Consider the following 12451-nt stretch of genomic DNA (forward strand, 5'->3'; position numbering starts at 1 on the left):
GTCGGCTCCGCTACGATTCGCGCGCGCGTTACCGTGTCAGGAACGCGATGCACTGACAGCCAGTGCACGAAGAAGAGGAGTTCGCCTGATGGGTGCACAGATCGCCGGTCCCGCCCCGCTGCGGAACACCGCACTGCTCGGGCTGGGCGTGCACCGCCCCGAGCGGATCGTGACCAACCACGAGATCTGTCAGCAGATCGACTCGAGCGACGAGTGGATCCAGTCCCGTTCCGGCATCAAGGAGCGGCGCTTCGCAGAGGACACCGGCGAGACCGTCCTCGACATGGCGATCTCCGCGGGCCGCAAGGCGCTCGAGGCCGCCGGCATCACCGGCGACCGGCTCGGCGCCGTCATCGTGGCGACCTCGACCTACCCGTACCAGACCCCGCAGTCCGCCGCGCTGGTCGCCGACGCCCTCGGCACCGGCGGCGCCGCCGCCCTCGATATCTCCGCAGGCTGCGCCGGCTTCTGCTACGCCCTCGGCGTCGCCTCCGACCTGGTGCGCGCGGGCACCGAGGACTACGCGCTCGTCATCGGCGTCGAGCGGATGAGCGACACCACCGAGCCCACCGATCGCTCGGTGCGGTTCATCTTCGGCGACGGCGCCGGCGCCGTGGTCGTCGGCCCGTCCGACGAGGTGGGCATCGGCCCCACCGTGTGGGGATCGGACGGCTCGCAGGCCGACGCCATCCGCCAGGAACCCGACTGGGTGAACTTCGCGAACAACCCCGATCAGAAGCGGCCCTGGATCATCATGGAGGGCACCGCGGTGTTCCGCTGGGCGGCCTTCGAGATGGGCAAGATCGCCCGGCAGATCGCCGACAAGGCCGGTGTCGAGCTCGCCGCCCTCGACGCGTTCGTCCCGCACCAGGCCAACCTGCGCATCAACGACGTCATCGTCCGCCAGCTCGACCTGCCGGAGACGGTCGCCGTCGCCGACGACATCATCGAGACGGGCAACACCTCCGCCGCCTCCATCCCCCTCGCGATGGAGAAGATGCTGCGCACCGGTCAGGTCCAGCCGGGTGGGCTCGGCCTGCTGCTCGCCTTCGGTGCCGGCCTGTCCTACGCGGGACAGGTCGTGAAGATGCCGCCGCTCGCGCAGTAGTGGCCGCGGCGAACTCCGCCGGCCGCCGGCGCTGGTTGTGGTTGCTCGCCTACGTGCTCGCCTTCGTCGCGTTCGTCGTCCTCCAGCAGACGTACGGCGGCGACGAGGCGGGTCCCGGCGGGTCCACGTCGGCGCCCGCGCCGGCCCCGTCGTCGGCCGCCGCCGCCGAGGCGGTCGAACTGCTGAAGAGCCTCGCCGTGCGGGAACCGGACCCGTCCGGCGGTTACGACCGCGCCCTGTTCGGGCCGGCATGGACCGACGACGTGACCGTCGCGGGCGGGCGCAACGGCTGCGACACGCGCAACGACGTCCTGAAGCGGGATCTCGTGAACATCAAGCTGGCGCCGGTGACGAAGGAGTGCACCGTCGAGGCGGGGACCCTGTACGACCCGTACACGGGGCGGGAGATCTACTTCCGGCGCGGCGTCGACACGTCGTCGGCGGTGCAGATCGATCACGTCGTCGCCCTGTCGGACGCGTGGCAGAAGGGTGCGCGGCTGCTCGATGCGCAGGCCCGCAAGAACCTCGCGAACGATCCCCGGAACCTGCAGGCCGTCGATGGGCCCACGAACCAGGGCAAGGGCGACAAGGACGCGGCGCAGTGGCTGCCCCCGAACTCGGAGTACCGCTGCACCTACGTCTCCCGGCAGATCGAGGTGAAGGCGGAGTACGGCCTGTGGATCACGCCGGACGAGAGGGACGCGATGGCCGGCGTCCTGGCCACCTGCTGACGGCCGGGCCTCAGGCGCGGCGGTGCGCGAGGTGCTTGCGAACCGCCGTCACCACCCCGACCGCCGAGGCGACGATCACCACGATGCACACGATGCCGACCGCCAGGTTCAGCTGAGCCGTCAGGTCGGAGCCCGTGCGCTCGCGCAGGTCGGAAAGGAACTGCGGCGAGAAGTACGGCCGGTGCACGAGCACGGCCGTGGCCACCGCGACGGCGAGCAGATCGGAGACCACCGACAGGGCGGTGACGACCGTCGTCCAGCTGCGCACGACCAGCGCCACGCTCGCCGAGACCACCCACAGCGCCGCGACGGCCATCATCGCCGGCACCAGCCGGTCGGTGAAGCTGGGGTCGAGGGCTTCGTACCCGGCACCGAAGAACGACGGCGCGAGCGACGGGGACAGGCTCGCCACCCCGATCAGCACGACCACCGCGAACACCAGTTCCGCGACCGCCTCGCCGACGGGGATCTCCCGGCCGTGCGGCACCGCCGGGAGGTCGTCCGGGTCCCACCGGCCGAGGTCCGTGCCGGCGGGCGCGGTGCGCTCGAGCACCGCGAAGACGACGGTCACCCAGAACGCGGCGTACACACCGCCGGTCAGGGCCGCGTCGATCGCGTCCCACACGACGTCGGCGGTGTCGAGGGGCGCGGCCGCGGGAGCGGTGGCCTCGGTCAGGGCGCCGAGCAGGGTCAGTCCGCCGAGCACCGCCGCCACGACCCCGACGACGGGCCACAGCACCCGTAGGTAGGTGTCGTAGAGCCGGGGACCGATCAGGTGCCGCGGGGCGCCCCGGTAGGTGCGGGCGAGATCCTCCGGGGAGCCGAGGCCGGCGAGCACCTCACGCACGTCGCGGTCGGCGGCGGCGTCGTCGATGCGCCGGCGCAGTTCGGCGGCCACGTCGTCGCGCCGGGACCGCGGCAGGTGGACGAGGACGGCGTGCAGGTACCGGTCGACGAGTTCCCCGTCGGTGAGGCGGGTGGACATCTCGGTGTTCCTTCCGTTCGGTCCCGGCCTGCATGTGCGGCCGGGCGGGGCGACCCGCGCCGACCGGGACCGGGCGGTACTGTGCCGGTACACAGTATTGGGCAGGACCTGCGAGGGTGTGGGGAAGCGCGATGACGGCCGAGCCGCTCGACGAGTACTTCACCGCCACCGTCCGCGGCTGGAGCGCCGGCCGTGCCGTGGCCGGACAGGTACCGGACGAGCTGGTGCTGCGCTGTTTCGACGCCCAACTGCAGTCCCGTCACCTCGACTTCGCGGCCCGGGAGATGCAGCGGCGCGGTGCCGGGTTCTACACCATCGGCTCGGCCGGGCACGAGGCGAACGCCGCCCTGGGCCTGCTGTCCCGGGTCACCGATCCGGCACTGCTGCACTACCGGTCGGGGGCCTTCTATGCCGCGCGGGCGGCCCGGGTGCCGGGCACGACGCCGGTGCGGGACGTGCTCGCCGGCTGCACCGCCTCGACGCTGGACCCGATCTCCGGCGGCCGGCACAAGGTGTTCGGCAACGCCGAGTTGAACATTCTCCCGCAGACCTCGACGATCGCCTCCCATCTGCCGCGCGCGGTGGGGACGGCGTTCGCCCTCGCCCGCGCGGCCCGGCTGGGCCTGCAGTGCCCGTGGCCCGCGGACTCGGTGGTGCTGTGCAGCTTCGGGGACGCCTCGGCGAACCATTCCACCGCGGTCGGGGCGCTCAACGCGGCCGCCTACTGCGCGTACCGGGGGCTGCCGCTGCCGCTGCTGTTCGTGTGCGAGGACAACGGGTTCGGCATCAGCGTCCGGACGCCGGAGGGCTGGGCGGAACGCACCCTCTCGTCGTATCCGGGGGTGAGCTACCGCGCGGCCGACGGCGCGGACCCGGTCGGCGTGCTCACCGCCGTCGCGGACCTGCTCGTCGCCGTCCGCACCTCCCGCGCACCGGCCGTGCTGCACCTGAAGACGGTGCGGTTCCTCGGCCACGCCGGCTCCGACGCCGAGACCGCGTACCGCACCCGCGAGGAGATCGCCGCCGACTACGTCCGGGATCCGTTGCTGGCCACCGCGCGTACTCTGGTCGACCGCGGAACACTTTCCTCCGCAAGGATTCTCGAACGATACGAGGAGATGCGTTCCGTCGTCGCCGCCGAGATGGAGGCGCTCGCGACCGCCCCGCGGCTGGTATCGGCCGCCGAGGTGATGCGGCCGCTGCACGCGCACGGTCGCCGGCGGGTTCCGGACGAGCCGGGGCTCCCGTCGCCGGAGCCCCGCACGCTCGCCCAGGCGGTGAACGCCGCGCTCACAGGGATTCTCGAGGCGATACCGGAGTCGTTCGTGTTCGGTGAGGACGTGGCGGACAAGGGCGGGGTGTACGGGCTCACGCGCGGTCTGCTCCGCCGATTCGGGCCGCACCGCGTCTTCGACACGATCCTGGACGAGCAGACGATCCTCGGTACGGCACTGGGTTTCGCGGTGGCGGGCCTGCTGCCGATTCCGGAGATCCAATACCTGGCCTACCTGCACAACGCCGAGGACCAGTTGCGCGGCGAGGCGGCGAGTCTGATGTTCTTCTCCGACGGCCGCTTCCGCAACCCGATGGTGGTGCGCATCGCCGGCCTCGCCTACCAGCGCGGCTTCGGTGGGCACTTCCACAACGACAACTCCGTCGCGGTGCTGCGCGACATTCCCGGTCTGGTGCTCGCGGTGCCGAGCCGTCCGTCGGTTGCGGGGGCGCTGCTGCGCAGCTGCGTGCACCTCGCGCGCAGTGAGGGCCGGGTGTGCGTGTTCCTCGAGCCGATCGCGCTGTACCACGAGCGCGACCTGTACGACGAGGGCGACGGGCTGTGGCAGGAGCCGCCCGATTCCGTTGCGGTACAGCCGGGCTCGGTGCGGGTGTACGGTACGGGCGACGACGTGCTCATCGTGACGTTCGGCAACGGCGTCCGGATGAGCCTGCGCGCGGCCCGTCGGCTGTCGGCGCGCGGCGTGGAGGCCGCCGTGCTGGACCTGCAGTGGCTGGCGCCGCTGCCGCTGGCGGAACTGCTGGCGTGCGCGCAGTCCTTCCCGCGCGTGCTGGTGGTGGACGAGACGCGGCGCAGCGGCGGGGTGTCGGAGGCGGTGGTCACCGCACTGGTGGACGCGGGCTACCGGGGCCGGATCTCGCGGGTCACCAGCCGCGACAGTTTCGTGCCGCTCGGCCCGGCGGCGGCCGAGGTGCTGCTGTCCGAGGACGACGTCGTCAGCGCGGCGACGGAGTAGCGGCGCGCGGTCGCGGTCGTCTCCGGGTCGCCGCCGTCGCGCAGCTCGACGGCCTCGCGCCCCGCCCCGGCAGGGACGAAGGTCCCGGGAAGCGGGGACCTTCACCGGGCAGGAATACCCGGAGGGGTACTTGAAGAGTCCCGGGCCCGGGTCTACAGTCGTCGTTGAATACCCCACCGGGTATCAAGGGGCGTGGAGGCCCAGCCCGCGTCCGCGCCTGCGTCACGGACGGAAAGGACTGTTCACATGTCGCTCCATTCAGGCAACGGTGCCGCGCGACATCGAGTACTCGTCGTCGGAGGTGGCACGGCCGGAATCGCGACCGCTGCGCGCCTGCGCCGGGCCGGCGTCACCGACATCGCGGTGATCGAGCCCTCCGATGAGCACTGGTACCAGCCCCTGTGGACGCTCGTCGGCGGCGGACAGGCGTCGCTGGACGAGACCCGCCGAGCCGAGGAGAAGCTGATCCCCAAGGGCGTCCGGTGGATCCGGGCCGCCGCGACCGCCGTCGACCCCGACGCGCAGACCGTCACGACCGAGCGCGGGACCGTCGTCGGCTACGACTACCTTGTGCTGGCCACCGGCCTGCAACTCGACTGGGACGGCGTGCCGGGCCTCGCCGAGGCCGTCGGGCACGGTGCCGTCTCGAGCAACTACTCCTCGCAGTACGCCCCCTACACGTGGGAGCTGATCCGGAACATGCGCTCCGGCACGGCGATCTTCACCCAGCCCGCCGGCCCCATCAAGTGTGCCGGCGCGCCGCAGAAGATCGCCTACATCGCCTCCGACTACTGGCGGCGGCAGGGCCTGCTGGACGGGATCCGCGTCATGCTCGTCCTGCCCGGCGACTCGATGTTCGGCATCCCGTCCTGGCGGCAGACCCTCGAGGGGGTCGCCGCGAAGTACGGCATCGAGGTGCGCCTGAGCTCGGAGATGACCGCGCTCGACGGATCGTCGCGCAAGGCGACGATCGTGAACAACGCCACCGGCACCGAGGAGGTCGTCGGGTTCGACATGCTCCACGCCGTGCCCCCGCAGCGCGCGCCCGGCTGGGTCGCGGCGAGCCCGCTCGCCAACCCGGCGAGTCCCTTCGGCTACGTCGAGGTCGACAAGCACACGCTCCAGCACCGCCGGTATCCCAACGTGTTCGCACTCGGTGACGTCGCGGACCTGCCGACGTCGAAGACCGGCGCGGCGGTCCGCAAGCAGGCGCCCGTTCTCGTCGCCAACCTGGTCGCCGAGATGCGCGGCGTCGGCAAGCGCAAGAGCTACGACGGGTACTCGTCCTGCCCGTTCGTCACCGCCCGGGACAGGATGATGCTCGCGGAGTTCGACTACGAGCTCAACCCCTCTCCGAGCATCCCGGTCATCGACACCACCAAGGATCGCCGCGACATGTGGCTGCTCAAGCGCTACGGCCTGCCGGCCATGTACTGGCACGGGATGGTCAAGGGCCGCGTCTGAGTCACCGGAGGCGGCGCAGCGCGATCGGTTGCCCGTCCGACGGGTACGGAAGTGACGTGAAGTTCAGCGGCGCAACGTAATCGGACGGAACGTGCCACCGGTACCCGAGCAGCAGGTGGTGCAGCACCGTCTTGATCTCGGCGCCGGAGAAGTACATGCCCAGGCAGCGGTGCTCTCCGGCGCCGAACGGCGTCCACGCGAACTTGTGCACGCGGTCCTCACGTCGTTCCGGTGCGAAGCGACCGGGATCGAACTTCTCCGGTTCCGGCCACAACTCGGGCATGTGGTGGCTGTAGTGCAGCCCGACGTTGATCAGGGTGCCGCGCGGCACGAAGTGGCCCAGGATCTCGGTGTCGGCGGTGGTGTACCGGACGATGCCGGGTACCGGGGTCACGATCCGCTGGCACTCCTTGATCACCAGGTCCAGGCTCGTGAGCGATTCGAGGTCCGCCAGGGTCGGGCTCGTCGTACCGAGTGCCTGCGACTCCTCCCGGCACAGTTGCTGCCACTGGGGGAACTGGCCGAGGTACTGCAGCACGGTGGACAGCGTGATGGTCGAGGTGTCGTGCGCAGCCATCATCAGGAAGATCATGTGGTTGACGACGTCCTCGTCCGAGAATCGCTCGCCGTCCTCGGATTCCACGTGACACAGCGCGGTGAACAGGTCGTCGCCGTCACCGGCGCGACGGGCCGGCAGGTAACGCCGGAAGAACTCCTCGAGCCGGCGGCGGCCCACCACGCCACGGCGCCAGCGGGTTCCGGGCAGGGGATAGCGCACGATCGCCGTGGCCGCCTGCACGCACCCGATGAACGCCTTGTTCACCTCGGCCATCTCGGTGGCCGACGATCCCTCGGCACCGCCCATGAAGATCGACGTGGCGAGCCCGAGGGTGAGGTCCTTCAGTGCCGGGTAGGCGCGGAAATCCTCGCTCGGTGTCCACGAGTCGAGGGCCTGTGCGATCGCGGGCTGCATCGAGTCCGTGTAGCGGGCCAGGCGGTCCCGGGTGAAGGCCTGCTGCATGATCCGGCGGTGCGTGCGGTGCTCGTCGCCGTCGAGCAGCATCAGGCCGCGGTCGAAGAACGGGCCGATGAGGGTCCGCCAGCCCGGACCGTTCGCGAGGGCCCGGTCGCGGTTCTGCAGCGCGGCGCCGCAGGCGTCGGGTCCGAGCAGCACCACCCAGGGCCGGCCCGCGAACCGGAACCAGGACACCGGCCCGTGTTCGCGGTATCGCCGGTCGTAGGCCCTCAGCGGGTTGCGCATGTAGTCGAGGGCGTACCCGACGTAGGGCAGGCCGGCGTCCCCGGGTACCGCGGTCAGGCCGGGCGGGGAGGGCGCGAGCACTTTCGTCATGAGGTCTCCGATTCGTCGGACCGTATCTGACATGAAGCTCTGTCAATTGACAGTAGCGTGGATCACAGGCGGCGATCTGTCAAGATTCGACTATGGGCAGGCCCAGTCGTCAGTACCGCGGAAAGAGCGCCGAGCAGCGCACCGCCGACCGCCGTGAGCAGTTGCTCGCGGCCGGCCTGACGGTGTTCGGCCGCGAGGGCGGTGACCGTGCCACCATGACCGCGATCTGCCAGGAGGCCGGGCTCACCGAGCGGTACTTCTACGAGAGCTTCTCCGGCCGGGACGAGCTGCTCGTGTGCGTCGTCGAGCGGATCGCCGACGAGATCCGCGAGCGCGCGCTGACGGCACTCGCCGAATCCGAGCGCGGCCCCGAGGAGCGGGCCCGCGCCGCCATCGCCGCGTTCGTCGCGGTCCTCACCGACGATCCGCGCAAGGGCCGGGTCGCCGTCGTCGAGTCCGCGGCCGCCGGGCCCGTGCGCACCCGTCGCCGGGAACTGCTGCGCCAGTTCGCGGACCTCGTCGCGATCGAATCCCGCGAGCTGTGGGGCGACCGCGCGCTGCAGCCGCCCCACGACCAGATCGCCGCGCTGCTGTTCGTCGGGGGCCTCGCCGAGCTCATGACCGCGTGGCTCGGCGGCGAGATCGACGTGACCCCCGATCAGATCGTGGAGGCGGCGACTCGCCAGTACACGTTCACCGCCCACCGCTGAGGCTGTCGTCGCGCTCGGGCCGCGCCGCGCGGCGCCGGCTGCCCGGCAGCCGCCACACGGGTTCGAGCGCCGCGGTCTCCTCGGCTGTGGCCACCCGGAACGGCGGGGGTCGCGGGCGCCGCGAGGCTGCGACGGCCCTGGCCGCGCGTGGCGCGCAGGCTGGCGACGATCGACACGGTCAGGATCGTGGCGACGACGGCGAGCGAGATCGGTGTCGGCACGTAGAACACGTCGATCTTCAGCAGCATCTTGACGCCGACCCACATCAGCACCAGCGCCAGCCCGATCTTCAGGTACACGAAGCGGTGGATCAGGTCGGCGAGCAGGAAGTACATCGCCCGCAGGCCCAGCACCGCGAACGCGTTGGCGGTGAAGACGAGGAACGGCACGTCCGTGACCGCGAAGATCGCGGGGATCGAGTCGACCGCGAAGACGATGTCGGTGATCTCGATGAGCACCAGCACCGCGAGCAGGGGGGTGGCCAGCAGCGCACCACCGCGGCGGACGAGGAACTTCTGTCCGTGGTAGGCGTCGGTCATCGGTACGTGGCGGCGGAACAGCCGCAGCGCCCGGGACTTCTCGGGGTCGAGGTGCTCGTCGCGCTGCCGGATCATCCGGTAGCCGGTGTAGAGCAGGAACGCCGCGAACAGGTAGAGGATCCAGCCGAAGCTCGCGATGAGGACCGAGCCCGCCGCGATGAACAGACCCCGGAACACCAGGGCGCCGAGCACACCGAGGAACAGGACCCGGTGCTGGTACTCACGCGGCACGGCGAAGTACGTCAGGATGATCGCCCAGACGAAGACGTTGTCGACGGCGAGCGACTTCTCGATCAGGTAGCCGGAGAAGTACTGCTGGCCGAACTCCGAGCCGTACTGCCACCAGATCAGCGCGCCGAATCCGACGCCGGTGCCGACCCAGAACAGCGACCAGCCTGCGGCCTCGCGCACGCCGATCACGTGCGCGCGGCGGTGCGCGAACAGATCCACCGCCAGCATCGCCACGATCGCGGCGAGTACCGCCGCCCACAACCACAACGGAACGGTCATCGGGACCACCTCTCAGCCTCGAAACGGCCGAAAGTCTTTCCCGGCTCGAACCGAGCCCGCTCCGCCGGGGGGCCGGCGGACGGCCCCCGAGTTGACGACGAAGCGCGGAGGGATACTCCCTTTCGCGAACTGTAATTAGTGAATAGTATTTCCGGTTAGCTGTCAAGGGATCGGGAGGTAGGGGCGGGTGAGCAGCTCGATCGCATGACCGGCCGGGTCCCTGAAATAGACCCCGCGCCCGCGGTGCCCCGTGTTCGTTTCGCCGGGGCGGCGCATCTGCGGATCGGCCCAGTGCTCGATGCCGGCGTCGCACAGCCGCCGATACGCCCGGTCGAAGAGGTCGTCGTCGACCATGAACGCGTAGTGCCGCATCTGGATCTCCACCGGGGGCTCGGCGAACTGCAGCAGTACGCCGTCGTCGAGCTGGATGTTGGTGAACGGGCCCCAGGACGGTGCTTCCGACAGTTCCAGCAGTTCACGGAAGAACCGCGCCGACTCGTTGCGGTCCACGCTCAGACCTCCACCGGGTCGCCGATCCGTGAGTGGCGTAGTGCCGGCCCGGTGTTCACCCGGCGAACCCTACCCGGGGCCGCCCGGGCGCACCAGGGATGCGGCCGCGGCCCGAGCGCGAAGCGCGATACCGGAAACCGCGGTGCCCTATGGTGTGCGGGTGACCTCCTCCGCCCGCCCCGGAACGCCGCCCGCCGGCGACGAGGACCGTGCCCGGGGCTGGACGTTCCTGACCAACCACGCGCACGTACTGCTGTGTGTCGCCGGAGACGGACAGCCCACCGTCCGCGAACTCGCGCAGCGGATCGGGATCACCGAGCGGTCCGTGCAGACGATCCTCGCCGACCTGGTCGACGGCGGCTACCTGACCCGCACCCGCGCGGGCCGCCGCAACCTGTACTCGGTGAATCCGGCCGGGCGGCTCCGTCATCCGCTCGAATCCGCACACACCGTCGGCGAGCTGATCGACGCGCTGCGCTGAGCGCGGGGCCCGTCGCCGGGGATGCCCGGCCCGCGCTGTCACGGACACCTGCGTCGTGTGACCGCAGCCACGTGGCATGCTGGCGCCTATGATCGACGTCGAACGTCCCAAGCTGGAAGGTTCCGTCGCGGTCGGGGGCGGCCGCCGGATCGGCTTCGCCGAGTTCGGATCGGCCCAGGGCCGGGCGGTGTTCTGGCTGCACGGCACCCCCGGGGCGCGTCGGCAGATCCCCGTCGAGGCACGCAGCTACGCCGAGCGCGAGCACGTACGGCTCATCGGCCTCGACCGCCCCGGCATCGGCTCGTCGAGTCCGCACCGCTACGAGAACGTCCTCGCCTTCGCGGACGACCTGCGCATCGTCGCGGACACTCTCGGCGTGGACCGGATGGCGGTCGTCGGACTCTCCGGCGGCGGCCCCTACACCCTCGCCGCGGCGCATGCGATGCCCGAGCGGGTCGTGGCCGCCGCGGTGCTCGGGGGCGTTGCGCCCGTCGTCGGGCCCGACGCGATCAGCGGCGGCCTGATGCGGTTGGGCACAATGGTCGCGCCGCTGCTCACCGTCTGGGGTGTCCCCATCGGCATGGGCGTGACGTCGATGATCCGGGTCGTGCGGCCGTTCGCGTCGCCGCTCATCGACATGTACGGGTGGCTCTCGCCCGAGGCCGACCGGCAGTTGCTGGCCCGCCCCGAGTTCAAGGCGATGTTCCTCGACGATCTGCTCAACGGCAGCCGCAAGCAGATGGCCGCGCCCTTCGCCGATATCGTGGCGTTCGCCCGGGACTGGGGTTTCCGTCTCGAGGACGTCAAGGTGCCGGTCCGGTGGTGGCACGGCGACACGGACCACATCGTCCCCATGGAACACGGCCTGCATGTGGTGGGCCGGCTGCCCGACGCCCAGTTCCACCACCTGCCCGGCGAGAGCCACCTCGGCGGCCTGGGCGTGTCCGAGGACATCCTCTCGACCATCCTGCGGATCTGGGACGACGCCGACCGCTGACTCCGCGGTGGCCGAATGTCACACAGGTTCGATCACATTGAACGCGTGTCACATTCGGCCGAGGCGGGGCGCACGGCGCCGGAGAGGGCATGATGTCCGGATGGACACCGGCGTCGAAGCGGACGGGTGGGCCACCCGCTGGGTGGAGCCGCTCGCCGACCTCGCCGCCGGCACGACGACCGCCCTGGTCCCGGACGTGATCGTCACCGCGCTCGCTCTGGGCCTGACGCACCGATACGTCGGACGCACCGTCGCGACGGACGTGCACGGCGTGCCGGTGCGGGCGACGGTGCGGTCGGTGCAGGTGCGCCGTCGCCGCGCGCACCTGCAGTCCCGGGTCGAGCTCGCGGCGGTCGACTGGGGCGGGCGCCGGGTGGACGAGGTGACCGTGGTGGCGCACGGGGTGCGTGTCGTCCCCGGGCTCCGCACCCGGCTCAGCGCACACCGCCTCGACGTGCACGGCACCAGCGGCGTCGGCACCGTGCTCGACTGGCTCAACACCCTCGGCCACGCCTGGGTTCTCGCCCTCGACCGCGACGGATCGATCCGCGCGACGCATCGCCGCCGCCGGCTCACCGCGCTCGTCGACGTCACCGTCACGGACGGCGTGGCCCGGATCGAGCTGGGCGACGCCCGCTGCTACGGCGTGCCGGTGCCGGGACGGCTGCTCCCACCACGCGACGTCGCGCTGCCACCCCTGCCCGGCGGTGCCGGGAGCGTCTGCGCCGCGCGCGAGGGTCACCTCGTCCGGTTCGCGATGCAGGTGCCGGCCGTGTCGTACGCGTTCGACCCGCTCGGCGCGTGAGGGTCCGGGGG

At 71.2% G+C, this 12451-nt stretch carries 11 protein-coding genes and 1 pseudogene; 8 read left to right on the forward strand and 4 right to left on the reverse strand.

Annotated elements, in window-relative coordinates; all coding sequences use genetic code 11:
* The first annotated feature begins 88 nt into the window (after window positions 1–88).
* Together JYA75_RS08870 and JYA75_RS08875 are read left to right on the forward strand one after the other, a co-directional pair.
* Entirely contained in the window at window positions 89–1108 is a 1020-nt protein-coding gene (locus JYA75_RS08870; protein ID WP_006931650.1) for a beta-ketoacyl-ACP synthase III, read from the forward strand.
* Complete coding sequence (locus JYA75_RS08875; protein ID WP_006931648.1) at window positions 1108–1839, forward strand: HNH endonuclease family protein; 732 nt, start codon at window positions 1108–1110, stop codon at window positions 1837–1839. Before JYA75_RS08870 ends, JYA75_RS08875 begins: the two co-directional genes overlap by 1 nt.
* A 10-nt stretch (window positions 1840–1849) precedes the next feature.
* On the opposite strand, the gene JYA75_RS08880 is transcribed toward JYA75_RS08875, so the two are convergent.
* On the reverse strand, window positions 1850–2824 hold the full coding sequence (locus JYA75_RS08880) for a hypothetical protein (protein ID WP_050035905.1): 975 nt from the start codon (window positions 2822–2824) through the stop codon (window positions 1850–1852).
* A gap of 131 nt (window positions 2825–2955) precedes the next feature.
* Between JYA75_RS08880 and JYA75_RS08885 the strand changes: the two genes are divergently transcribed.
* Window positions 2956–5073, forward strand: coding sequence for a thiamine pyrophosphate-dependent enzyme (locus tag JYA75_RS08885; RefSeq protein WP_029546024.1), 2118 nt, complete (start codon window positions 2956–2958; stop codon window positions 5071–5073).
* Between the two features lie 246 nt (window positions 5074–5319).
* Entirely contained in the window at window positions 5320–6537 is a 1218-nt protein-coding gene (locus tag JYA75_RS08890) for an FAD/NAD(P)-binding oxidoreductase (protein ID WP_102800646.1), read from the forward strand.
* A 1-nt stretch (window position 6538) separates the two neighbouring features.
* On the opposite strand, the gene JYA75_RS08895 is transcribed toward JYA75_RS08890, so the two are convergent.
* Complete coding sequence (locus JYA75_RS08895; RefSeq protein ID WP_043798673.1) at window positions 6539–7888, reverse strand: cytochrome P450; 1350 nt, start codon at window positions 7886–7888, stop codon at window positions 6539–6541.
* Between the two features lie 92 nt (window positions 7889–7980).
* Between JYA75_RS08895 and JYA75_RS08900 the strand changes: the two genes are divergently transcribed.
* A complete protein-coding gene (locus JYA75_RS08900) occupies window positions 7981–8598 on the forward strand; it encodes a TetR family transcriptional regulator (protein WP_050035902.1) in 618 nt (205 codons plus the stop codon).
* Here JYA75_RS08900 and JYA75_RS08905 read toward each other — a convergent pair.
* Both JYA75_RS08905 and JYA75_RS08910 read right to left on the reverse strand, forming a co-directional pair.
* A pseudogene (locus JYA75_RS08905) lies at window positions 8582–9647 on the reverse strand (TerC family protein). The gene JYA75_RS08900 and the pseudogene JYA75_RS08905 sit on opposite strands and share 17 nt — an antisense overlap.
* 162 nt (window positions 9648–9809) lie before the next feature.
* Window positions 9810–10157 (reverse strand): VOC family protein, encoded by a 348-nt coding sequence (locus JYA75_RS08910; protein ID WP_174824761.1) that lies wholly within the window; start codon window positions 10155–10157, stop codon window positions 9810–9812.
* Window positions 10158–10317: 160 nt separating this feature from the next.
* Here JYA75_RS08910 and JYA75_RS08915 point away from each other — a divergent pair, with 160 nt between their 5' ends.
* The 3 genes from JYA75_RS08915 (at window position 10318) to JYA75_RS08925 (ending at window position 12440) form a co-directional block, all read left to right on the forward strand.
* On the forward strand, window positions 10318–10638 hold the full coding sequence (locus JYA75_RS08915) for a winged helix-turn-helix domain-containing protein (protein WP_043798738.1): 321 nt from the start codon (window positions 10318–10320) through the stop codon (window positions 10636–10638).
* Window positions 10639–10726: 88 nt separating this feature from the next.
* Window positions 10727–11635 carry an alpha/beta hydrolase gene (locus JYA75_RS08920; RefSeq protein ID WP_029546010.1) on the forward strand — a complete coding sequence of 303 codons (909 nt, stop codon included), beginning with the start codon at window positions 10727–10729 and terminating at the stop codon, window positions 11633–11635.
* Window positions 11636–11735: 100 nt separating this feature from the next.
* Window positions 11736–12440 carry a hypothetical protein gene (locus JYA75_RS08925; protein WP_206530938.1) on the forward strand — a complete coding sequence of 235 codons (705 nt, stop codon included), beginning with the start codon at window positions 11736–11738 and terminating at the stop codon, window positions 12438–12440.
* Window positions 12441–12451: the final 11 nt, after the last annotated feature.

Source organism: Rhodococcus sp. PSBB066 (genome assembly GCF_017068255.1).
Lineage (GTDB): Bacteria > Actinomycetota > Actinomycetes > Mycobacteriales > Mycobacteriaceae > Rhodococcus > Rhodococcus aetherivorans.